The sequence below is a fragment of the Microbacterium azadirachtae genome (assembly GCF_000956545.1).
GTDB lineage: Bacteria > Actinomycetota > Actinomycetes > Actinomycetales > Microbacteriaceae > Microbacterium > Microbacterium azadirachtae.
In genome coordinates this window covers 37712-60852 of the sequence record NZ_JYIT01000081.1, presented here as the reverse complement: position 1 = coordinate 60852, position 23141 = coordinate 37712, and the positions used below count along the sequence as shown (strand labels likewise).

Here is a 23141-nt window from a genome sequence, read left to right as displayed (position 1 = left end):
CCATGGCTGAACCGACTCCCGCCCACTGGCGCGCCGCTGACGACTTCCTCGCCGAGACGCTGGTCGGGCACGACCCGGCCCTCGAGGCGGCGCTGACGGCGCAGCGGGCCGCGGGGATGCCCGCGATCGAGGTCGCGCCGGTGAGCGGCAAGCTGCTGAGCCTGCTGGTTCGGATCTCCGGTGCGCGGCGGGTGCTGGAGATCGGCACGCTCGGCGGCTACTCCACGATCTGGATGGCGGGCGCCGTGGGCGACGGCGGCCGCGTCGTCACGATCGAGGCGGAGCCGGCGAACGCGGCCGTCGCGCGGGCGAGCATCGACGCCGCGGGCGTGGGGGACCGCGTGGAGATCCTCGTCGGACGGGCGGCGGACGTGCTGCCGACGCTCGCCGATCCGGGACCGTTCGACCTCGTCTTCATCGACGCGGACAAGGAGTCCAACACGATCTACCTCGACTGGGCCGCGCGCCTCGGGCGGCCCGGCACCGTGGTCGTCCTGGACAACATCGGCCGTGACGGCGACATCGTCGATCCGGCCTCCACGGATCCGAAGGTCGCCGGGACGCGTGCCGGCCTCGAGATGCTCGGACGGGACCCGCGCTTCGATGCGACGGCCCTGCAGACCGTCGGCGTCAAGGGCTGGGACGGCGTCGCGATCGCACTCGTCGTCTGAGCGGACCCGCCCGGATCCGCCCGCCGGGCCGACCGCATCCGGACACACCCGCGCCGGGCCGTGCGGTTGTCCACGGCACGGGTCACAATGGACGCGTGACGCAACCGGTGAGTCTGAGCGGGCGGCCCCTGACGCCGCCGCCCGGTGTGCCGGCGGAGGAGCGCCTCGTCGCCCGGTTCCATCCGCACGCCCGCCACCTGGTCTGGTCGGCGCTCGTGCTCATCGCGGTCGCCGGCGCGACCGGGTACTTCACCGGCAACCTCCCTGCGCCGATCGCGGGATGGGCGAAGGACTGGATGCTGTGGGCCGCGGCGGGAGCGGTGGTGCTCCTGCTCGTGGTGGTGCCGTTCGTGACCTGGATCTCCCGCCGGTTCACGATCACGACGCGCCGTGTGATCGTGCGCGACGGCATCGGATCCCGCAGCAGCACCGAGATGTCGCACGCCCGGGGCTACACGATCACGGTGCGCCGCGGGCCGCTGCAGCGCATGGTGGGCGCCGGGACGATCCTGCTCTCCAACGGCGTGGACGCGCCGCTGCGGCTGCGCGACGTCCCGAATGTGGTGCTCGTGCAGGAGACCCTGGCCGATCAGGTCGAGGTCGGGCAGATCCTCGCGCACCGCGACGCGCAGGCCGCGAGCTTCGGCGCCTGAGCCGCAGACGGGGCACGGAGGCACGTTTCCCTCCCCTCGCCGTGTGTCCCTCCCCGTGCTTGTGCGTGCGCGGGGAGGGAAACGCAGCCGGGGGAGGGAAAGGAACGCCGGATCCGGGCGGCGCAGGATCCGACTCCTCGCGTACGGAAGAATGGACGCTGAGGAACGGAGATCCGATGGCGTTGCGTGTGGGTGTGATCGGCGGCGGACAGCTGGCGCGGATGATGATCGCTCCGGCGGTCGAGCTGGGGCTGGACATCCGCGTGCTCGCGGAGGACGAGGGGATGTCCGCGCAGCTCGCCGCGACCGCGGTGGGGGACTACCGCGACCTCGACACGGTGCGCCGGTTCGCGGCCGACGTCGACGTGATCACGTTCGACCACGAGCATGTGCCGCAGGAGGTGCTGCGCGCGCTCGTGGCGGACGGCGTGGCCGTGCACCCCGGACCCGACGCGCTGCAGTTCGCGCAGGACAAGCTCGACATGCGCGCCCGCCTCGCCGAGCTCGGCGCCCCGCAGCCCGACTGGGCCCGTGTCGCCGACGTCGCCGAGCTTCAGGCGTTCCTCGATGCGCACGGCGGGCGCGGCGTGGTCAAGACCCCCCGCGGCGGCTACGACGGCAAGGGCGTGCGCGTGGTCGCGGGCGCGGAGGAGGCGGCCGACTGGTTCGCCGCGCTCGGCGCCGGCGACGCGCTGCTCGTCGAGGAGCTGGTGCCGTTCGTGCGCGAGCTCGCCCAGCAGGTCGCCCGGCGCCCCGGCGGCGAATCGGTCTCGTATCCCGTCGTGGAGACGGTGCAGAAGGACGGCGTGTGCGCCGAGGTGATCGCTCCCGCCCCGGGGGTCGACGCCGCACACCTCGAGGAGGCGGCGCGCATCGGCCGCGCGATCGCCGAGGGGCTCGACGTCACCGGCATGCTCGCCGTGGAGATGTTCCAGACCGAGGACGGGCGGATCCTGGTCAACGAGCTCGCGATGCGCCCGCACAACAGCGGGCACTGGAGCCAGGACGGCGCCGTGACCGGCCAGTTCGAGCAGCACCTGCGCGCGGTGGCAGACCTGCCGCTCGGCGACACCTCCCCGCATGCCGAGTGGTCGGTGATGATCAACATCCTCGGCGGCCCCGCCGACGCCGGGATGCTGGATCGCGTGCCCGCCGCTCTCGCCGCGAGCCCGAACGCGAAGGTGCACACCTACGGCAAGGCACCGCGCCCCGGGCGCAAGGTCGGGCACGTGAACGCGAGTGGAACCGACCTCGAGGCCGTGCTCGCCGAGGCGCGCGCCGCTGCGGCGGCGTTCGCCTGACGCCGCCTCGACGGACGCCCGGCGCGAGCCCCGCGAAGCGGGCGGCCGGATGGTCGTTCTCGGCTCCGGGGGCGCGCCGCAGCGGGGTTCTCCCAGGCGTCGCCCGTAGCCTGTACGGGTGACTGGGACACTGCACGCATCCGCCGCGCCCCTCGTCGGCGTCGTGATGGGATCCGACTCCGACTGGCGCGTGATGAGCGCCGCCTCCGAGGCGCTGACCGAGTTCGGCATCCCGCACGAGGTCGAGGTGGTCTCCGCCCATCGCACGCCCGAGAAGCTGCACCGCTACGGCACCGAGGCGCGCGAGCGCGGCCTGAAGGCGATCATCGCCGGCGCCGGCGGAGCCGCCCATCTGCCGGGAATGCTGGCCTCCGTCACCGCGCTGCCGGTGATCGGCGTTCCGGTTCCGCTCGCCTACCTGGACGGCATGGACTCGCTGCTCTCGATCGTGCAGATGCCGGCGGGGATCCCGGTCGCCACAGTGTCGATCGGCGGAGCACGCAACGCGGGCATCCTCGCGGCGCGGATCCTCGGCACGGCGGATCCCGCCCTGGCCGATCGGATCGAGTCCTATGCGCGCGACCTCGAGGCGCAGGTCGAGGAGAAGAACCGGCGGCTGAAGGACAGCCTGTGACCCAGATGCTCACCAGGCCCGGAGCGGTCTCCGCATCGAGTGCGGGGCTCATCCGCACGCGCCCGATGCGCGACCCGGACTTCGGCTCGCCGCAGGTGATGACGCGCCGCGGCTGGTGGCTCGTGGTGCTCAACGTGCTGGTGCCCGGCTCCGCGCAGGTGCTGGCCGGCAACCGGCGCCTCGGCCGCTTCGGGCTCGGCGCGACGCTGCTGATGTGGACCCTGGTGGTCGTGGGCGGCGTGACCGCGCTGCTCTGGCACCAGGCGCTGCTGTGGCTCACGGTCGGCGGCGGCTGGGTGAGCTGGCTCGTGCTGAGCCTCATCCAGGTCCTGTGCTTCGCGTACATCGTGCTGTGGATCGTGCTCACCTTCGACACGCTGCGCCTGGTGCGCCTGGTCCGCACCAGGGACTACGCGAAGATCGCGATCCCGCTCGTGGCCGTGCTGGTGCTGGGCCTGTGCGGGAGCGCCACGGCGTCGGCTGCGAACATCGTCGGATCCAGCCGCAACGCGATCAGCACCCTGTTCGGCTCGGGCGGGCCGAGCCTGCCGCCGAGCGACGGCTACTACAACGTGCTCCTGCTGGGCGCCGACAGCGGGCTCGGACGCGACTCGATGCGCTATGACAGCATCTCCGTCGTCTCGGTCAACGCCGAGACCGGCAAGACCACGATCTTCGGCATCCCGCGCGACATGCCGCATGTGCCGTTCGCGCCGGGACCGATGCACGACCTGTACCCCGACGGCCTGCAGGCGCACGACGACGCCGAATGCGGCTGGGGGAGCGGGATCAACCAGCTCACCAACGCGGTCGAGACGTGCCACACCGGTCCGTCCCTCTACCCGGAGGCGACCAAGCACGGATCCCGTCCCGCGGTCGAGGCCACCAAGGACGCGGCGGAGGGCGTGCTCGGGATCAAGATCCCGTACTACGTTTTCCTCGACATGAACGACTTCGCGAAGCTCATCGATGCGCTCGGCGGCGTCGACATCACGGTCAAGGAGCGGCTCCCCGAGGGCAACGTGCCGGAGTGGGGCGGCCCGGACAACGCCGAGGAGTGGGCGACGGGCTGGATCGAGCCCGGCAAGCAGCACATGAACGGCGACACCGCGCAGTGGTACGCCCGCTCGCGGTACACCACGAGCGACTTCGACCGGATGCGCCGCCAGCGCGAGCTGCAGGACGCGCTGCTCAAGCAGTTCACGCCGCAGAACGTGCTCACGCACTTCAACGAGATCGCGGCGGCGGGCACGTCGGCGGTGGACACCGACCTGCCGCAGGACAAGCTGCCGGAGTTCTTCGACCTCATGGTGAAGGCGAAGCAGCAGGGGCTCACGACGATCGATCTCACCCCGGCGAACGGCGTGGACGAGTTCGAGCCCGACTGGAACGACATCCACGCGAAGGTCAAGGCCGCCCTGCATCCGACGCCCTCGCCGACGCCGACCGGCTGATCGCGGGAGGCCGGGAGCGCCTCAGCGGCGGATGCCCCGGCGCTGGATAGGCTCGTCGCATGGCTGTGCTGCGGGTGGTGCTCGATCAGGTGAACGACGTCGTGGAGCCCGATCAGGCCGATGCGGCGCTCTCCCTCGTCCGGGCGCTCGCGGCGACCGCGCCGCCGAAGTGCGAGATCGAGGCGATCGTGCCGGCCGGCGGCGAGAGCATGGTCGCGGGCGCTGACACGGTGCATCGCCTCGGGCTCGCCCGTCGCGAGCTCGCCGGGGCGTGGCAGCTGGGCGTGGTCGCGGGCGTCGGCGGCGGCATGATCCATGCCCCCGGTCTCCTCGCCCCGCTCGTGAAGCACGACCGGGCCAACGACTACGACCAGACCGTGGTCACGGTGTGGGATCTGAGTCCCTGGGTGGCACCCGAGCAGCTGTCCCGCGCGAGCGTGCTGTGGCACCGCGGCATGCTCAAGCGCGCCGTCAAGCACGCCGACGCGATCGTCGTGCCGACGCACGCCATGGCCGAGCAGCTCGCGGACCTGGGCCGCTTCGGGGACCGGATCCGCGTGATCCCGGGAGCCGCGGCCGAGGGCTTCACGATCCCGCCCGACGCGGCGGGGCGTCGCATCGCTCTCGGCGCCCCGGCGCGGTACCTGGTCGCCACGGGCGGAGCCGCCGTGCTCGAGCCGGTGTTCGCCGCCGCGGTCGCCGTCGACGCCGATGTCTTCGTCCTCGACGCCCCCGACGCCGCGGCCTCGGCGATCGCGGGGGCCGCCGCGGCCGCCGGGCTGCCCGCGCCGCGGGTGCACGTGATCGGGCGGCTCGACGCGCCGGATCGTGCCGCTCTGCTCGCGGGTGCGCTCGCGCTCGCCGCCGCCGACCCGGCGCCGGCATGGCCGTGGCGCATGATCGAGGCGCTCGCGCTCGGGGTTCCGGTGATCGCCGCGGACAGCGGCGTGCACCGGGACGTGCTGGCCGAGGGAGGCCTGCTGGTGGGGCCGGACGGGTTCGCCGACGCGGTTCGGAATGCGGCGGGGGAGGGCGCGCGGCGCCTGTCGGTGCTCGCCGCGGATCGCTCGCGCGCCTATTCCTGGACCGGTTCGGCCGAGCGGGTCTGGACGCTGCACGCGGAGCTCTGACGCATCGACGACGCGTGAGTCGCGCTGTTCGGCAGCTTCGTGCGTGTCCGCGGCGTCATCCGGGGTGGCGTCCCGCAGAATATCAGCATGACTGGACATGCCCCGGGTCCTGTGCGCGCCGCCGTGCCCCGACGCAGGATGATCGGCATGCTCGTCATCGCCGCCGTCCTTCTCTCCGTGCTCGCGCCGGCGATCGCCGGAGGTCCACCGGCATCGGCCGTCCAGACCTCCCTGGCATCCTCCGCGACGACCTCGGTCCGCCCGATGACGCTCGACGGGTGGAATGCCGGGAACATCATCAGCGATGCGGTCTTCACGAACAAGACGACCATGAGCGCGGACCAGATCCAGAGCTTCTTCAATGCCAAGGTCGTGTCCTGCCAAGCGGGGTACACCTGCCTCAAGGACTTCCGGGTCACCTCGCAGGACCGTCCGGCGGATGCATACTGCCGTGGCTATTCGGGCACGGCCAACGAGAGCGCCGCGAGCATCATCTACCGCGTCTCCCAGTCCTGCAACATCAACCCGCAGGTGCTGATCGTGATGCTGCAGAAGGAGCAGGGTCTCGTCACGCACACCTGGCCGAGCAGCTGGCGCTACGACAGCGCTCTCGGACAGGGCTGTCCCGATGATGCGCCGTGCGACCCCACGTACGTCGGCTTCTTCCAGCAGATCTACGGCGCGGCCCGTCAGATGCAGATCTACATGGAGGGTCGCTGGTTCACCTGGTACGCCCCGGGCAACACCTGGAACATCCTGTACAACCCCAACCAGGGGTGCGGCTCCGGGCCGGTCTACATCGCGAACAAGGCCACGGCGGCCCTGTACTACTACACGCCGTACCAGCCCAACGCCGCCGCCCTGCGAGCCGGCTACGGCGAGGGCGACTCCTGCTCCGCCTACGGCAACAGGAACTTCTACAACTACTTCACCGACTGGTTCGGGTCGACCCAGACGTCGACGCCCGCCCAGCCGCCGGTCACCCTCCAGCCCATCAACACGTCGGGGCATGTGCTCGCTGTCAATGCGGCCGGGCAACTGCTCGCCTACCCGTTCAAGAACGTCACGTGGGGTGCGCCGATCCAGGTGGGATCCGGATTCGCGGGCCGCAAGGTGTTCGGCGTCGGCGATCTCACCGGGGACGGCAACAGGGACGCGATCGACGTCCGCTCCGACGGCACCGTCGACGTCATCTCCGGAACCGGCACCGGATACGACGCCGTCAGGACCCTTCCCGTGAACTGGTCGGGAGCCGCGTTGATCGCGCCCGCAGGCGACTTCGACGGGGATGGGATCCCCGACATGTTCACGACGCGCGCGGACGGGACGCTCCTGTTGTGGCGGGGAACCGCCCAGGGCGGACTCCGCGAGGGCATTCCGGTCGGGTCGGGCTGGCAGGGCTTCACGGCGCTGGTCGGAGGAGTGGACTTCTCGGGCGACGGGGTCCCGGATCTCATCGGTCGCACGTCCGGCGGAAGCCTCGTCGTCTATTTCGGCAACGGGCGCGGAGGCTGGGCGGGGCAACGCGTGGTCGGCTCCGGCTGGAACGGGATGAGCGCGATCTTCAGCCCCGGCGACTTCGGCGCCGACGGCACCGCCGACCTTCTCGCCCGTGACGGGCAGGGCCGGCTGCTCCTCTACGCCGGCCTCGGTGGGGGCGCGTTCTCCAGTGGCACGATCGTCGGCGGCGGCTGGGATGTGATGACCTCTCTGAGCGGACCGGGAGCTCCCGCGACCAAGGCGCGAGCTCTTCCGGCTGGTGCCGGAGACCTGAACGGGGACGGTGCCGCCGATGTCGTGGCGCTGACGTCCGCCGGCGCTCTGACCGTGTATCGCGGCAACGGGACCGGCGGGTGGGGCGCGGTCTCCTACGCGCGCACCGACTGGGCCGGTCAGGCGCGGCTGATCCCGCTCGGTGACTTCACCGGCGACGGGTTCCGCGACGTCGGCAGCGTCGACGCCTCGGGGACGTTCCGTCTGTGGAAGGGCGATGGAGCCGGCGGCTTCGCGGATCCGATCGTCATCGGCTCCGGATGGGATCCCAAACAGGTGATCGTCGGGAGCATGGACTTCGACGGCGACGGCAACACCGATGTCCTGATGCGCAACAGTGCGGGCGATCTGCTTCTGTATCGCGGCAACGGCGCCGGGGGCTGGATCACGGGCCGTGGCGAGAGGATCGGGTCCGGGTGGGGCGTGTTCGACGCCGTCTTCTACGCGGGCGACTTCGACGGCGACCGTCGGGGCGACCTGATCGCGCGTCGGGCGGACGGCTCCCTCTGGCTCTATGGAACCGATGGTGCGGGATCCTGGGTGTCCGCGAAGCAGATCGGAACAGGCTGGTCCATCATGACCGCGGTCGTCTCCACCGGTGACTTCGACGGTGACGGCGCCGCGGACGTGATCGCGCGTCTTCCCGATGGCGGCCTCATGCTGTATCGCGGCGACGGTGCAGGCGGTTGGAAGGGCAGCACCATCATCGGGTCCGGCTGGTCGGTGTTCAGCCAGATCGGCTGAACACCGGCGGTTCTCCGCGGAGCCGTGGAGGAGTCGGGTTCAGAAGCGCATCGGCGCGACGTCGGCGAGCCGCGGGTGTCCCAGGTCCTTCGCGGACAGCTCCGCTTGCTCGAGGGGAACCGGCCACTCGATGGCGACCGTCTCGTCGGCGAGATTGAGGAACGTGTACTCGGCCTCGGGCGACCAGTGCTCGTTGACGAGATACGTGTACGCGGTCGAGTCTTCGAGCGTCTGGAAGGCGTTGCCCACTCCGCGGGGGACGAACACGGCGACCGAGGGGTCGATCACGGTCGTGAACACCGTGCCGAACCCGTCGCCCTGGCGGAGGTCGACCCATGCGCCGAAAACGCTGCCCGTCGCGACCGAGATGTACTTGTCCCAGGGTTCGGCATGGATTCCGCGCGTGGTTCCGCGGGTCTTGTTGAAAGAGATGTTGTTCTGCACCGGCCCGAGATCCGGAAGCCCCAGAGAGGTCATCTTCTCCCGCTGCCAGTTCTCTTTGAACCATCCGCGGTTGTCCCCGTGCACGGGGAGGTCGAGGACCACGAGACCGTCGATGGGCGACGTGTGCAGGGCGAGCGGCAGCCCGAAGCGGATCCCGCCGCTCACTGGCCGGTCTCCGCGTACTTGCGCTCGGTCGCGGACTTCTGCGGTCGCCACCAGTCCTCGTTCTCGCGATACCAGCGGACGGTGTCGACGATGCCCGCCGAGAAGTCGGAGAACTGCGGCGTCCAGCCGAGCTCGTCGCGCAGACGCGTCCAATCGATGGCGTAGCGGCGATCATGACCGGCGCGGTCCGTGACGAGGTCGTAGTCGTCGGCGGGTCGTCCCATCTCCTGGAGGATCAGCTCGATGACCTGTCGGTTGGTCTTCTCGCCGTCCGCGCCGATGAGGTAGGTCTCGCCGATCGTTCCCGCGTCGAGGATGCGGAGCACCGCAGACGAGTGGTCGTCGGCGTGGATCCAGTCGCGCACATTCAGTCCGTCGCCGTAGAGCCTCGGGCGGACGCCGTCGATCAGGTTCGTGATCTGCCGCGGGATGAACTTCTCGACGTGCTGGCGCGGGCCGTAGTTGTTGGAGCAGTTGCTGATCGTCGCCTGGACTCCGAAGGAGCGGACCCAGGCGCGCACGAGCAGGTCGGAGCCGGCCTTGGTCGACGAGTAGGGGCTCGAGGGGTTGTAGGGCGTCTGCTCGGTGAAGCGCGCGGGGTCGTCGAGCTCGAGGTCTCCGTAGACCTCGTCCGTGGAGATGTGGTGGAACCGGATCCCGCTGCGACGAGCGGCTTCGAGAAGAGTGAAGGTGCCGATGAGGTTGGTCTGCACGAAGGGTGCCGGTCCGCTGAGGGAGTTGTCGTTGTGCGATTCCGCCGCGTAGTGCACGACGGCATCATGCTCGTCGAAGAGGCCGCCCACCAGCTCCGCATCGCAGATGTCGCCCTCGACGAACCGGAACCGATCGGAGGGGAGGCCCTGCAGCGACGCGACGTTTCCCGCGTACGTCAGCTTGTCGAGGACTGTGACACTGTCATCCGTGTTCTCGAGAACGTAGTGAACGAAATTGGAGCCGATGAAGCCGGCTCCGCCCGTGACAAGCAGTCTGCGCATCCCGCAATGATACCGGGCGCTCATGAGCCGACCCTGTGCCGGTGGGGCACCCGGGAGCCGCTCCTCGCTCACATATACTCGCCGGGTGGCAGTTACCCCGGATGGCACCGCACCTCTCGATCGCCCTGGACGACGCGGGGGAGTGCGGCTCCTTCTTCTGGTGCCGCTGCTGCTGCTGGTCGCGCTGAGCGCCTGGGCCGTGGCGACGCCCGTCGGCGGATCGCCGGATGAGAACTATCACTTGGCGAGCATCTGGTGTGGTGCGGGGGAGCGTCCCGGGTTGTGTGAGAGTGCCTCGGGTGGTGCGGGTGAGCGGGTGCCGTGGGCGACCATCGCCTCGCAGTGCTATGCATTCCATCCGGAGGTCGCGGCGACGTGTCAGGTGAAGGCGCTGGGCGCGGATCCGAATCGTCTGGTGACGACGCAGCATGTGAACTCGGTCGCGCATTACTACTCGCCGTTGTATTACGCGGTGCTCAGTCCTTTCGCGTCGGCGGATGTCGGGGCGTCGGTGATCGCGATCCGGATCGTCAATTCGCTGCTGTTCGTGGTGATCGTCTCGGTGCTGTTCTGGGTGCTCCCGGCTCGGCGGCGTCCTCTGCTGGTCGTGTCCTTGGCGGTCACGGTGGTGCCGTGGGGCGTGTTCCTGATCGCGTCGGTCAATCCGAGCGGCTGGGCGGTCCTGGCGGGCGGGACGGTGTGGCTGGCGGTTCTCGGGTTCTTGGAGAGCGCGGGGTGGCGTCGTGTGGTGCTCGGAGTCCTGGCGGTGGTCACCGCGGTGATGGGCGCGGGGGCGCGTTCGGATATGGCGGTGTATGCGGTGATCGGGATGGTCGCTGCGGTGTTCCTCGCGATGCGGGGCGGAGGGGGCAGGCGGTTCTGGGTGTCCGTCATCCTTCCGGTCGTGCTGTCGCTGGTCTGCTTCGTGCTCTTCCTCACCGCGCAGCAGGTCGGTGTGTGGCAGAACGGCGTCGCTCCGGGCAGCGGGGGAACGGCGCGGCACGGCTGGAGCCTGCTGCTGCACAACCTCCTCAACGTCCCGACGCTCGTGTTCGGCTCCCTGGGCTCCTGGCCGCTGGGGTGGAATGATGTGACGATTCCGCCGGTCGTGTGGGTGGGCACGCTGTTCGTGTTCGCGGCGGCGGTCTTCACCGGGCTCGCGACGATGAGCTGGCGCAAGGCTCTCGTGGTGGGGGCGACCGTGATCGCGCTCGTCTCGCTGCCGCTGTATCTGCTGCAGCGCAGCCTGACCGAGGTCGGCGGGCTGGTGCACCCGCGCTATCTGCTTCCGCTGCTCATCATGTTCGTCGGGTTCGTGCTGTTCCCGATCGGCACCCGGTGGGTGCGGGTGACTCCTCTGCAGGCATGGCTGGTCGTGGCCGTCCTGTCTGCTGCCAATGCGGTGTCCCTGTACAGCAACATCCGCCGCTACACGCTCGGCGGGGCCCCGGGAGTGTCGCTCAGCGGCCCCGGGAGCTGGTGGTGGGGCTCCGGCGTCCCCCAGCCGTCGATCGTGTTCGCCGGCGGGATCATCGCCTTCACCGCGGCCCTCGCACTCCTCACCCACCACCTCCTCACCACACAACGCGCCGTACCTGACTCCGTGCGGCGGGGATCCGGCGTCCCGGTCGCATCGGTCTGAGGCGGCGCGGATCGGCCGGCGGGCCCCTTATATACTCGCCGGGTGGCAGAAACAGGCAACAGCAAGGCCCCCGCGGAGCGCACTGCGCGACGCCTCCCGTCTCTCCTTCTTCTGGTGCCGCTGCTGCTGCTGGTCGCGCTCTCCTCCTGGGCGGTCTCTTCGCCTGCGGGGAGCTCGCCCGACGACAACTATCACTTGGCGAGCATCTGGTGTGGTGCGGGGGAGCGTCCCGGGTTGTGTGAGAGTGCCTCGGGTGGTGCGGGTGAGCGGGTGCCGTGGGCGACCATCGCCTCGCACGAGTGCTACCACTTCCAGCCCGAGGTCGCGGCGACGTGTCAGGTGAAGGCGCTGGGCGCGGATCCGAATCGTCTGGTGACGACGCAGCATGTGAACTCGGTCGCGCATTACTACTCGCCGTTGTATTACGCGGTGCTCAGTCCTTTCGCGTCGGCGGATGTCGGGGCGTCGGTGATCGCGATCCGGATCGTCAATTCGCTGCTGTTCGTGGTGATCGTCTCGGTGCTGTTCTGGGTGCTCCCGGCTCGGCGGCGTCCTCTGCTGGTCGTGTCCTTGGCGGTCACGGTGGTGCCGTGGGGCGTGTTCCTGATCGCGTCGGTCAATCCGAGCGGCTGGGCGGTCCTGGCGGGCGGGACGGTGTGGCTGGCGGTTCTCGGGTTCTTGGAGAGCGCGGGGTGGCGTCGTGTGGTGCTCGGAGTCCTGGCGGTGGTCACCGCGGTGATGGGCGCGGGGGCGCGTTCGGATATGGCGGTGTATGCGGTGATCGGGATGGTCGCTGCGGTGTTCCTCGCGATGCGGGGCGGAGGGGGCAGGCGGTTCTGGGTGTCCGTCATCCTTCCGGTCGTGCTGTCGCTGGTCTGCTTCGTGCTCTTCCTCACCGCGCAGCAGGTCGGTGTGTGGCAGAACGGCGTCGCTCCGGGCAGCGGGGGAACGGCGCGGCACGGCTGGAGCCTGCTGCTGCACAACCTCCTCAACGTCCCGACGCTCGTGTTCGGCTCCCTGGGCTCCTGGCCGCTGGGGTGGAATGATGTGACGATTCCGCCGGTCGTGTGGGTGGGCACGCTGTTCGTGTTCGCGGCGGCGGTCTTCACCGGGCTCGCGACGATGAGCTGGCGCAAGGCTCTCGTGGTGGGGGCGACCGTGATCGCGCTCGTCTCGCTGCCGCTGTATCTGCTGCAGCGCAGCCTGACCGAGGTCGGCGGGCTGGTGCACCCGCGCTATCTGCTTCCGCTGCTCATCATGTTCGTCGGGTTCGTGCTGTTCCCGATCGGTACCCGGTGGGTGCGGGTGACTCCTCTGCAGGCATGGCTGGTCGTGGCCGTCCTGTCTGCTGCCAATGCGGTGTCCCTGTACAGCAACATCCGCCGCTACACGCTCGGCGGGGCCCCGGGAGTGTCGCTCAGCGGCCCCGGGAGCTGGTGGTGGGGCTCCGGCGTCCCCCAGCCGTCGATCGTGTTCGCCGGCGGGATCATCGCCTTCACCGCGGCCCTCGCACTCCTCACCCACCACCTCCTCACCACACAGCGAGCACAGCAGGCTCAGCTGGTCGATGAGGCTGAGGAGAGAGGCGCGCAGGCCCGCGTCGCGCAGGCCGGCGCCTCCTGATCGTCCGCCTCGCACGACTCCGGCGGGGCGGACGATCCGAGGTCAGTGGAACGGCTCGTACTCGGGCCGGGACGGGCTGGCCTGGATGTCGAGCTGGAGGGCGCTGATCAGCATCTGTATGCCGATCATGAGCGGGAACGCGGCCAGCATCACCGTGGCGGCCGTGGCCACGACCGAGCTGGCGATCTGGAAGCAGACCCAGATCGAGATGACCACGCCCACCAGAGAGAGCAGGATGCCCACGAACAGCAGCAGCGCCACGGGCGAGAACGACCACAGCACGTAGCGGTACCAGATCCGCCGCCAGAATCCGCGGACGAGCAGGTTCATCAGCTCGGGGATGACCTTCGACAGCCGGATGCTCGACACCTCCTCGCCGTACACGGCGGGGATCGGAACGTCGACCGCGCCGACCTGGAGGATGTTGAGGTGGATCAGCAGATCGTTCTCGAAGCTGTACCGGGGCGACACACGGTCGAGGGGAACCCGCTTGAGGACCTCGGTGCGGACAGCCGTGTAGCCGTTCTGCGGGTCGAAGAGGTTCCAGTACCCGGAGGCGAGCTTGGTCATGAACGACAGCACGATGTTTCCGAAGATCCGGTAGCCCGGCATCCCCTCGAAGGACTCCGGGGAGAAGAACCGGTTCGCCTTCGCGAAGCCGTAACCGTCCTTGGTCACGCGATCCAGAAGGTCCGGCAGATACACCGGATCCATCTGCGCGTCTCCTGCCATGATCACGTTGACGTCGGCGCCGAGGTCCATCGCGGCTTTGTGGCCCGTCACGATCGCGCCTCCGACGCCCTGGTTGACCTCATGCCGGATCAGAGTCACGCGCGGATCTGCGATCTCGGTCACGACCTCGCTCGTGCGGTCGGGACTGTGGTCATCGACGATGACGATGTGATCGACGAACTCCGGCATGGTCGAGATGACCGTCGAGATCATCTTCTCTTCCTTGTACGCCGGGACGACGGCAGCGATGCGTGCTCCCTGATACACGTTGACTCTCTTTCAGCGGCTGCGGTCGGCGAAGACCCAGTACCGGTACGCGAAGTAGTTCCAGATGGTGGTTGCAGCTGTCGCGACGACCTTGCCCACGGCCCAGCCGGCCGGGGTCATGTCGATCAACGCGACGATCGCCGCCGTGGCGAGCGTGTTGAACACGACGAGCGCGGTGTACTTCAGGAGCGTGCGCCCATGCGGCGCGTTCGACTCGAATGTGAAGTAGCGCTGGATCGTGTAGGTGAACGCGAAGCTCAGGACGAAGGCACTCCCTGCTGCGAGCCAGGTCGGCCATCCGAAGACCTGATGGAACAGGGCCAGCAGGCCGAGGTCGACGAGGAAGGCGAGACCGCCGGCGACGAGGTATCGGATCGCGCTGCGACGGCTGGACGAGATCCACGCACCTGTCCGCGGAGGCGGGGCGGCCGTCATGCCGATGCCCGCTCCGCGATGACGTGGTCGATCACCTGGTGCGAGGGCAGGATGCTGCGCCGTTCGGCGGCGGCATCCACGCGCCCGTCGATCACCTCGAGGAAACGCGCGAACTGCGCGGTCAGCGGCTCCGGTGCCGGTGGGATCTCCGGGATCTCGATGATCGTCTGCTGACGGTAGCTCGGACCATCGTCGACGGACGCCTCGGAGACGTGGCGGTAGATCGTGAGGTTGCGGCGCAGGAGGTCGACCTCGATGAGGCGGTCGAGCTCGTGGACCGTGAGCGTCCGCACCTTGTGCTGACCGATGCGGCTGGCGGAGATCTGCGCCACGGCGCCTCCGTCGAAGCCGAGGATGGTCGCAGCCACATCCTCCGCGCCCGTCGCGGACTCCGGGTGGAAGAACCCCAGCCGGGACGAGATCGTCTCCGGCTGGCCGCCGATGAGGTTGATCGCCAGATCGACGTCGTGCACGAGGAGGTCCCACGCGACACCGGTCCTGATGCGCGGGGCATACGGCGAATGACGGGTCGCAGTGACGTGGAGGGGCTCGCTGATCGCAGCGCGCGCCGCGATCACGGCCGGGTTGTAGCGCTCCAGAAGACCGCACATGATCGGCAGATCGCGCTGCTCCGCGACATCGAGGATCTCCTCGGTGCGCAGCAGGCTGTCCGCGACCGGCTTCTCGATGAGAAGCGGGCGATCCTGCGCCAGCACCTGCATCGCGAGTTCATGGTGCGCCTCGGTTGCGGCGGCGATGACCACCGCGTCGTAGTCGCCCAGGTCGGGGAGCTCGGGGCTCCACGTCGCGCCGAAGCGCTCGGCGACGGCGCGCCCCACCTCTTCGCGCGGATCCACGAGCACGGCGAGTTCCGCGCCTTCGGACTGGCTGATCACGCGGGCATGGTGAGAGCCCATGCTCCCCGCGCCGACGAGCACCGCCTTCTTCGCGACGCTCATGCGCGCTCCGCCACGATCGCCGCCACAGTCTCTGCGACCTGGTCGAGCTCGTCGTCCGTCAGAGCTGCGTGCACCGGCAGCGACAGCGCCTGCTCGGCGAGCCGCGCCGCCACGGGGACGTCACTGATCCGCACCTGCGGGTTGTTCCGGTAGGCGTCGTAGTCGAAGGTGAGCTTCGGGTAGTAGATGCCGTTGCCGATACCGCGCTCGGTGAGCTCGGCCGCGAGCGCGTCCCGTGTGATGCCGGCTTCCTCGGTGACGCGGATCGTGTACTGGTGCCACACGTGACCCCGGCCCTCGGCTTCTCGGGGCGCTTCGATGCCGGCGACCGAGTCGAGGATCGAGGACAGCCGTGCAGCGTTGTGACGGCGTCGTGCCACCGTGTCCTCGTAGCGGGCGATCTGAGGGAGCGCCAGCGCGGCCTGGAGATCCGTCAGGCGGTAGTTGTTGCCTGCCATCTCGTACTGGTAGCGCGCGCGCATGCCCTGATTGCGGAGCAGACGGAGACGGTCGGCGAGTGCGTCGTCATCGGTCGTGATCATGCCGCCCTCGCCGGTCGTCATGTTCTTCGTCGCGTAGAACGAGAACGTTCCCAGGCCGTAGGAGCCGGCGTAACGACCCCGATACGTCGCGCCCTGCGCCTGCGCCGAGTCCTCGAGGATGCGCAGACCGCGCGAGTCCGCGAGCGCCTGGATCGGGTCCATGTCCGCCATCTGGCCATACAGATGGACCGGGGCGACGACACGGGTGCGATCGGTGACCGCCGCGGCGAGAGCGTCCGGATCGATGTTGAAGTCGTCCTCGCGGGCGTCGGCGAAGACCGCCGTGGCACCGGACTGAAGGATCGCGTTCAGCGTCGCGACGAACGTGAAAGGCGTCGTGATCACCTCATCGCCGGGCTCGAGGTCGAGGACCTGCAGAGCTGCGATGAGAGCCGTCGTGCCGTTGTTCACCGCGACCGCATGCTTGGATCCGTAGCGCTCGGAGAACTCCTTCTCGAGGAGGGCGACCTTCGGACCTTGTGCGATCAGACCGGACCGGAGCACCTCGAGGACGAGCGCTTCTTCTTCGGCTCCGAATCGGACGTGCGTGATGGGTATCATGTGCTCTCGAACTGCTAGAACGGCGCATCGCTGACGCAGCAGATGCATAACGGACGCTCCGAGCTTACCGCCCGGCGCGAGCAACGACAGCGAGGCGCAGATGAACACGATCCATCCCACCGCAGTGATCTCGGCCGATGTCGAGCTCGGCACAGGGAACACGATCGGGCCCTTCGCGGTCATCGAAGGGCCCGTCACGGTGGGCGACGGCAACTGGATCGGCGCGGGCGTCGTGATCGGCTGCCCGCCCGAGGTCCGATCCTTCCCGCACCCCCGTGAGGCCGGTGATCCGCGGGGAGGAGGCGTCGTGATCGGCGATCGCAACACCATCCGCGAGTACGCCCAGATCCATCAGGGCTGGAAGTCGCAGACGCGGGTGGGGGACGACGCGTTCATCATGAACCAGGTGTACGTCGCGCACGACTGCACTCTCGAGGACGGAGTGACGCTCGCGTCGAGCGTCCTGCTCGCCGGGCATGTGCGAGTCGGTGCCGGCGCGAACCTGGGCCTGGGCGCCTCCGTCCATCAGTTCCGCACGATCGGACGGGGGAGCATGATCGGGATGGGTGCGGTCGTCACCCGCGACCTTCCCCCCTACGCCAAGGCGTTCGGTTCGCCGGCGGCGGTGCGCGGGGCGAACGTGATCGGCATGGAGCGCTCGGGTGTCGCCGAGGACGTCATCCGCGCGCTGACCGGCCTCTACGCCGCCGGCCCGCAGGCATCGGCGTCGGCCGGGGCGACGCTCGAAGCACTCGGCGACCCCGCGCTGGCCGAGGCGGTGGACCTCTGGGTCCGGGGACGCAGCGCGACCGCAGGCTGATCGGATCGATCCCCGCGGATCGGTTTGTCAGATCCGCGGGCGTGCATGACACTGGACAGATGCGTGGCATCATCCTGGCCGGCGGCACCGGCTCGCGGCTTCATCCGATCACCCTGGGCATCTCCAAGCAGCTCATGCCCGTGTACGACAAGCCGATGATCTACTACCCGCTGTCCACGCTGATGCTCGCCGGGATCCGCGACATCCTGATCATCACGACTCCGCACGACGCGGAGCAGTTCCAGCGACTGCTGGGCGACGGCTCGCGGTTCGGCGTGTCCCTGACGTACGTCCAGCAGCATTCCCCTGACGGCCTCGCGCAGGCGTTCACCCTCGGCGCCGACCACATCGGGAACGACACCGCGGCGCTGGTGCTCGGAGACAACATCTTCTACGGCCCCGGAATGGGATCGCATCTGCGCGAGTACGCGGATCTCAGCGGCGCGGCGGTCTTCGGATACTGGGTGGCGGACCCCACCGCGTACGGCGTCGTCGAGTTCGATGCTCAGGGGCGTGCGCTGTCCATCGAGGAGAAGCCGGCGCAGCCCAAGAGCAACTACGCGATCCCCGGGCTCTACTTCTACGACAACGACGTCGTCGAGATCGCCAGAGACCTGAAGCCGTCGGCGCGTGGCGAGCTGGAGATCACCGACCTGAATCGCGTGTATCTGGACCGTGGCGACCTGCAGGTCCAGATCCTTCCTCGCGGCACGGCGTGGCTCGACACCGGCACCTTCGACTCCCTGGGCGAAGCCACGGAGTTCATCCGCACCGTCCAGAAGCGGCAGGGTCTCTCGATCGGCTGCCCGGAGGAGGTCGCGTGGCGGATGGGGTTCCTCGACGACGACGAACTGCGTGAGCGCGCGGAGCCGCTGGTGAAGAGCGGTTACGGCCAGTACCTGCTCGACATCGTCGCGCGCGGCCGAGGCCGCTGAGCGGATCGCCCCGGGCGGCTCAGCCCCGGGCCATCACCTCGCGGATCACGGTGGCGTCGCCCCACACACCGGGGGAGTCGTAGGGCCGATCCGGGAAGGCGCCGTACTCCAGCGAGATCCCGAGACGGTTCTCCGCGATGAACTGCTCCACCTTCTCCGCGAGGGAGATCGGCTCGCCGGTGCAGCAGTTGACCGTGCCGGTGACGTCGACGGCTTCGGTCAGTGCGGCGAGCTGGCGCCCGAGCTCTTCGACGCGGATGAAGTCGTAGCGGTTCTTCCCGGAGGTGAAGGGGAAGCTCGTCCTTCCCGCGTCGGACGCCTCGAGCAGCTTGCGGAAGATCGAGTTGCTGCGACGGTCGTCGCCGTAGATGTAGTAGGCCCGTGCCCAGGCCAGGCTCGTCTCGGCGGGCAGCGCGAGAGGAAGGGCGCGGCGGAGGGCGTCCTTCGCCACCCCGTACTGGGAGAGCGGGTTCGTCGGAGTGTCTGCGGTGATCGCACCCTCCCAGTACCCGACTTCGTGCATCGTGCCGAGGGCGGTGATCCGGGGGCACCCGGCGTCAGCGGCCGCGGTGAGCAGCCGGTAGTGCGCGGAGAGCTGTCCGAGGTGAGCAGGGGAGTTGTGGGTGAATCCGTCCTGCCAGGCGAGGTGGACGATGCCCTGCGGCTCCCCCCAGGTGCGGACATCGAAGTCGGAGGCGAGAATGTCCGCCTCGACCCTGGTCGCGCGCGGATCGGTCGGCGCGGAGGATCCAGGCCGGACCACGGCGAGGACCTCGTGACCGCGGTCTGCGAGGGCCGAGACCACATGGGGCCCCAGGTAGCCGCCGGCACCGGTGACCACGAAGCGCGAGCGAGAGTCGGTCATGTAGGCGCCACCGTTCCCAATCCACGTCCATCGAGCTGCGGACGTCGTCACGAGAGTACCGGATCCGCGGGACGGGGCCGCCTCCGGGATTCTGACAGCCGCCTGCAGTAAGGTGAGGAGGTTATGTCGGACGACGTGGGAGCACGGTGGAAACGGAACTTCGATACGCACGGCTGGCGGAAGCGCCGTTCACGCGCACGGATTCGTCCGGTCTGAAGCTGAACGTCCGCGGAGGCAAGATCCGCGAGCTCTTCCAGCGCCGTGAGCTGTTGCGGCTTCTGGTGCGCCGAGACCTTCAGGCGAGGTATCGGGACAGCGTCCTCGGATTCCTCTGGACCGTGATCCGCCCGGTCATCGTCTTCCTGATGTACTTCGTGGTGCTGGGCAAGTTCCTGCGCGCGGCGGAGGGAGTGCCCGACTTCGCGGTCTATCTCTTCGCGGGGCTGACCCTCTACGGCTTCTTCAACGAGATGGTGGTGAGCTCGACGGGATCGATCCTGGCGAACTCGGGCCTCGTCAAGAAGATCTACCTCCCTCGCGAGATCTTCCCTCTCGCGAGCATGGGCGGTGCGGGCTTCATGTTCCTGGTGCAGTGCCTCGTCCTGCTCCTGGCGGCGGCGATCTTCGGGGCTCTTCCGGAGAACCCCGTCCAGATGCTGTGGTTCTTTCCCTCCGTCGCGCTGATCCTCGTCTACGGGCTTGCGCTCGGCCTGTGCCTCTCGGCGGTCAACGTGTACCTGCGCGACGTGCAGTACCTCCTGGACCTGGTCGTGATGCTCGCGATGTGGGCGTCTCCGATCGTCTACTCCTGGAAGATGGTGACCAGCGCGTTCGAGAGCTTCCACCTGCCGACGTGGCTGTTCGAGATCTATCAGAACAATCCGATCACCCTCGGCGTCCTCGGATTCCATCGCGCCTTCTGGGGCGGCGGCACTCCGGCGGACTATCCCACCCACCTCGGACTGCGCATGCTCATCGCCTTCCTCATCGGCGTCGTGCTGGTCTTTCTCGCCCACCGAGTGTTCAAGCGCTTGCAGGGCAACTTCGCACAGGAGCTGTGATGGTCGTCGCCAATCGCCCCGGTCCCGTCGTCGTTCGCGTCGAGGACGTCTCCAAGACCTTCCAGGTCCGCAAGGACAACTCCCTCAAGGATCGTGTCGTCCATTTCGGCTCCCTGGGCAAGGAGCACCGAGAGCGCTTCACCGCGGTGGACAGCATCACGCTCGAGATCCAGGCGGGCACCACGGTGGGCCTGCTGGGTGCGAACGGATCCGGCAAGAGCACACTGCTGAAGCTCATCGGGGGCATCGTGGCGCCGACGAGCGGCTCGATCTACAGCCGCGGCCGGATGGCGGCGCTACTGGAGCTGGGAGCGGGCTTCCATCCGGATCTCAGCGGGCGCGAGAACGTCTACCTGAACGCAGCCATCCTGGGGTTGAGCCGCGAGCAGGTCGACGCACAGTTCGAGGCGATCCATGAGTTCAGCGGCATCGGCGAGTTCATCGACACCCAGGTGAAGTTCTATTCCTCCGGGATGTTCGTCCGCCTCGCCTTCGCGGTCGCCATTCACACGGATCCTGATGTGCTGCTCGTCGACGAGGTGCTGGCCGTCGGAGACGAGGCCTTCCAGCGCAAGTGCATGGAGCGCATCGCTCAGTTCCGCTCCGAGGGACGCACCATCATCCTCGTGTCTCATTCCGCCTCCCAGGTCCAGGAACTGTGCGATCGCGCGGTGGTCCTGAAGGACGGCTCCGTCGTGTTCGACGGCGACGTGAACCAGGGCGTGGCGGCCCTGCGCAACGTCCTCGAAGGACGTCGGCTGGGTGAGCTGCACGAAGACGAGCAGGACGAGAATCCTCTCGAGATCACGGGGATCACGCTGCACGACGAGCTCGGCGAGGAGATCGACAGCGTCGCGGTCGGGGAGCCTCTCACGCTGCGCATCCATGTTCGCGCGCGTCGCGATCTGCCGCAGTGGGCGGCCGGCTTCAGCATCGACAACACTCTCGGGCAGATGACGATCGCGTCGAACACCGAACGACTCGGCATCACTCTGCCGGCCGTCGCCGCGGGGGACTCGCACGTCGACTTCCGTATCGAGAAGCTCTATCTGGGCGCGGGCCAGTACTACGTGAACGCGAACGTCTCCGAGGTCATCGACATCGACTCCGCGATCCTGATGCAGGGACGCATGTTCACCGTGCGCGACGAGACGACAAACCTCGGGCTGGTCACCGCGCGGATCTCGGTCGGCTCCTGAGCGGAGCAGACCGGCGGTCGCCGGCGTCAGAGGCCGTTCTGTCTCCGTGCCGATGAGAGCTGTTCCCGGGTCTGGTTCAGCTCGTCGTCCAGCTGCAGGATCTTGGCCTCCAGCACCTCGATGTGGCGCAGGTGGTGCGCATCGGGCGGCAGGCCGAGCGCTGCAGAGAAGTCGGCGGCGTGCCGCGGGCTCCGGCAGAATTCGATGAGCGGCCGCAGCGATCTGTCCCACGACATGGTCCGCCCGAAGGCGCGGGCGTTCTCCCTGAGCGCTGCGCCGTCTGCCTCGAAGAGCACCTCCTCGAGCGCGGCGACGAGTGCGCCGACGTCCTGCGCGGGGACGACCCGGCCCAGCCCGTTGTCCCGGATCATCGGGGCGAAGGCGTCGCCGTCGGTCGCGATGATCGGCAGCCCCGCCCAGAGATAGTCGAGGATCCGCGTGCGGAAGCTGAACGCCGTCTCGATGTGATCGAAGTGCGTGCTGACGCCGACGTCGGCATCGAGCAGGAAGTTGATGCGATCGTCGTAGTCGGTCCAGCCGGTGTTGAAGAAGACCTGCGTGCCGGTGAGGCCGAGCTCGTCGGCGAGCCGCACCGCCTCGACAGCCATCCGTGATTCCCGCACGGCGGGATTGGGGTAGGTCATGCCCAGGAAATAGAGCTTCACCTCGGGGCGCCGCCGTGTCAGCTGATGCACGGCGCGGATGAGGGTCAGCGGGTCGAACCAGTTGTACACCCCGCCACCCCAGAGGACGACCTTGTCGTCCGGGCCGATCCCGTCCTCCGCGTCGCGGATGCCGTGCCGTGTCTGGGAGGGATGGTCGTCCGAGACGCCGAACGGCACGACATCGATCAGATTGCGGAGGCTGTGATCGTCGTCGTAGCCGTCGGGGGAGATCCTGCCCAGAGCTCCGAGGTGGCCGAGCCAGAAGTCGCGCTGCTTCTCCGAGGCGCAGATCACGAAGTCCGCGCGACGCAGCTGTGTCGAGAGCATGTCGACGCAGTAGCCGACGAGGAACCGGCGGCCCTCGGGGCCCTCGTCCCTCGCGGACTCGAGTGCTTCGAGGTGCAGAGGGTCGTAGACGTCCGCGACGATCACCACATCGGTCTCGTTCAGCCACGGATGCAGCGTGAAGACCTCGCCCTGCGCGATGACGACATCCGCCCACGCGACCTGACGTCGCAGCTCGTCGTCGTCCGCGCTGAGGACCTCGAACGCCTCATGCGCGAGCGTCGCCTCCTTGACGGAGACGAGACGCACGGGAGCGAAGGCGGCCAGCCGCTTCGCCATCTCCCAGGCGCGGATCGCGGGGCCCCCCATCTTCCGGCCGAGCGTGTCGGGGCTGACGATCAGGACGTGCTGTGCGCCGAGCGGGTCGGCAGGGGAGTCTGGCATGGGTGAGCTCTCTCGGCTTCGGGGAAGACGTCGTTGTCTCCGGATGATCGGAGGACCACGCGGTGCGGCGCGAGCCATGAGTCGAATCATCCTACTCGGTGCCCGGTGCCGGTCCCGGGGAATCCGCAGGACCGGCGGGTAT

Annotated in this window: 20 protein-coding genes and 1 pseudogene; 13 read left to right on the top strand and 8 right to left on the bottom strand. The window is 68.8% G+C overall.

The window, feature by feature from the left end:
• The first annotated feature begins 2 nt into the window (after nucleotides 1-2).
• The 7 genes from RL72_RS12515 (at nucleotide 3) to RL72_RS19245 (ending at nucleotide 8360) form a co-directional block, all read left to right on the top strand.
• Entirely contained in the window at nucleotides 3-671 is a 669-nt protein-coding gene (locus RL72_RS12515) for an O-methyltransferase (protein WP_045251180.1), read from the top strand.
• A gap of 95 nt (nucleotides 672-766) precedes the next feature.
• Complete coding sequence (locus RL72_RS12510; RefSeq protein WP_052674386.1) at nucleotides 767-1324, top strand: PH domain-containing protein; 558 nt, start codon at nucleotides 767-769, stop codon at nucleotides 1322-1324.
• A gap of 176 nt (nucleotides 1325-1500) precedes the next feature.
• Nucleotides 1501-2625 (top strand): 5-(carboxyamino)imidazole ribonucleotide synthase, encoded by a 1125-nt coding sequence (locus RL72_RS12505; protein ID WP_045251179.1) that lies wholly within the window; start codon nucleotides 1501-1503, stop codon nucleotides 2623-2625.
• 166 nt (nucleotides 2626-2791) lie between these two features.
• On the top strand, nucleotides 2792-3259 hold the full coding sequence (gene purE, locus RL72_RS12500) for a 5-(carboxyamino)imidazole ribonucleotide mutase (RefSeq protein WP_045251178.1): 468 nt from the start codon (nucleotides 2792-2794) through the stop codon (nucleotides 3257-3259).
• Nucleotides 3260-3264: 5 nt separating this feature from the next.
• Nucleotides 3265-4713 (top strand): LCP family protein, encoded by a 1449-nt coding sequence (locus tag RL72_RS12495; protein ID WP_045251278.1) that lies wholly within the window; start codon nucleotides 3265-3267, stop codon nucleotides 4711-4713.
• Between the two features lie 59 nt (nucleotides 4714-4772).
• A complete protein-coding gene (locus tag RL72_RS12490) occupies nucleotides 4773-5843 on the top strand; it encodes a glycosyltransferase (protein ID WP_045251177.1) in 1071 nt (356 codons plus the stop codon).
• A gap of 87 nt (nucleotides 5844-5930) precedes the next feature.
• Nucleotides 5931-8360, top strand: coding sequence for an FG-GAP repeat domain-containing protein (locus RL72_RS19245; RefSeq protein WP_156156796.1), 2430 nt, complete (start codon nucleotides 5931-5933; stop codon nucleotides 8358-8360).
• 48 nt (nucleotides 8361-8408) lie between these two features.
• Here the strand turns inward: RL72_RS19245 and RL72_RS12475 are convergent.
• A pseudogene (locus RL72_RS12475) lies at nucleotides 8409-8957 on the bottom strand (dTDP-4-dehydrorhamnose 3,5-epimerase family protein); the annotation flags it as partial.
• An 8-nt stretch (nucleotides 8958-8965) separates the two neighbouring features.
• The gene (gene rfbB / locus RL72_RS12470; protein WP_045251175.1) at nucleotides 8966-9964 is read right to left on the bottom strand and encodes a dTDP-glucose 4,6-dehydratase; all 999 of its coding nucleotides are present in this window, start codon (nucleotides 9962-9964) and stop codon (nucleotides 8966-8968) included.
• A 142-nt stretch (nucleotides 9965-10106) separates the two neighbouring features.
• Here rfbB and RL72_RS12465 point away from each other — a divergent pair, with 142 nt between their 5' ends.
• A complete protein-coding gene (locus RL72_RS12465) occupies nucleotides 10107-11606 on the top strand; it encodes a DUF2142 domain-containing protein (RefSeq protein ID WP_169748238.1) in 1500 nt (499 codons plus the stop codon).
• A 42-nt stretch (nucleotides 11607-11648) separates the two neighbouring features.
• Complete coding sequence (locus RL72_RS12460) at nucleotides 11649-13229, top strand: DUF2142 domain-containing protein (RefSeq protein WP_082072366.1); 1581 nt, start codon at nucleotides 11649-11651, stop codon at nucleotides 13227-13229.
• Nucleotides 13230-13271: 42 nt separating this feature from the next.
• On the opposite strand, the gene RL72_RS12455 is transcribed toward RL72_RS12460, so the two are convergent.
• From RL72_RS12455 to RL72_RS12440, 4 genes are read right to left on the bottom strand one after another with little or no spacing between them, the layout of a single operon-like run.
• Nucleotides 13272-14228 (bottom strand): glycosyltransferase family 2 protein, encoded by a 957-nt coding sequence (locus RL72_RS12455; RefSeq protein ID WP_045251174.1) that lies wholly within the window; start codon nucleotides 14226-14228, stop codon nucleotides 13272-13274.
• A gap of 12 nt (nucleotides 14229-14240) precedes the next feature.
• Complete coding sequence (locus RL72_RS12450) at nucleotides 14241-14663, bottom strand: GtrA family protein (protein ID WP_052674377.1); 423 nt, start codon at nucleotides 14661-14663, stop codon at nucleotides 14241-14243.
• Complete coding sequence (locus tag RL72_RS12445; protein ID WP_082072365.1) at nucleotides 14660-15622, bottom strand: Gfo/Idh/MocA family protein; 963 nt, start codon at nucleotides 15620-15622, stop codon at nucleotides 14660-14662. The genes RL72_RS12450 and RL72_RS12445 overlap by 4 nt, the downstream gene beginning before the upstream one ends.
• Nucleotides 15619-16725: a DegT/DnrJ/EryC1/StrS family aminotransferase gene (locus RL72_RS12440; protein WP_045251173.1), complete on the bottom strand. Its 1107-nt coding sequence runs from the start codon at nucleotides 16723-16725 to the stop codon at nucleotides 15619-15621. The genes RL72_RS12445 and RL72_RS12440 overlap by 4 nt, the downstream gene beginning before the upstream one ends.
• 100 nt (nucleotides 16726-16825) lie before the next feature.
• Between RL72_RS12440 and RL72_RS20580 the strand changes: the two genes are divergently transcribed.
• Together RL72_RS20580 and rfbA are read left to right on the top strand one after the other, a co-directional pair.
• The gene (locus RL72_RS20580; RefSeq protein ID WP_045251172.1) at nucleotides 16826-17545 is read left to right on the top strand and encodes an acyl-ACP--UDP-N-acetylglucosamine O-acyltransferase family protein; all 720 of its coding nucleotides are present in this window, start codon (nucleotides 16826-16828) and stop codon (nucleotides 17543-17545) included.
• Between the two features lie 59 nt (nucleotides 17546-17604).
• A complete protein-coding gene (gene rfbA / locus RL72_RS12430; RefSeq protein ID WP_045251171.1) occupies nucleotides 17605-18480 on the top strand; it encodes a glucose-1-phosphate thymidylyltransferase RfbA in 876 nt (291 codons plus the stop codon).
• A gap of 19 nt (nucleotides 18481-18499) precedes the next feature.
• Here the strand turns inward: rfbA and RL72_RS12425 are convergent, their stop codons facing one another.
• Entirely contained in the window at nucleotides 18500-19345 is an 846-nt protein-coding gene (locus RL72_RS12425) for an NAD-dependent epimerase/dehydratase family protein (protein ID WP_045251170.1), read from the bottom strand.
• Nucleotides 19346-19491: 146 nt separating this feature from the next.
• Here RL72_RS12425 and RL72_RS12420 point away from each other — a divergent pair, with 146 nt between their 5' ends.
• Nucleotides 19492-20406, top strand: a complete 915-nt coding sequence (locus RL72_RS12420) for an ABC transporter permease (protein ID WP_045251169.1) — start codon at nucleotides 19492-19494, stop codon at nucleotides 20404-20406.
• Nucleotides 20406-21605, top strand: a complete 1200-nt coding sequence (locus RL72_RS12415; RefSeq protein WP_045251168.1) for an ABC transporter ATP-binding protein — start codon at nucleotides 20406-20408, stop codon at nucleotides 21603-21605. Before RL72_RS12420 ends, RL72_RS12415 begins: the two co-directional genes overlap by 1 nt.
• Before the next feature lie 26 nt (nucleotides 21606-21631).
• On the opposite strand, the gene RL72_RS12410 is transcribed toward RL72_RS12415, so the two are convergent.
• The gene (locus tag RL72_RS12410; RefSeq protein ID WP_045251167.1) at nucleotides 21632-22999 is read right to left on the bottom strand and encodes a glycosyltransferase family 4 protein; all 1368 of its coding nucleotides are present in this window, start codon (nucleotides 22997-22999) and stop codon (nucleotides 21632-21634) included.
• Nucleotides 23000-23141: the final 142 nt, after the last annotated feature.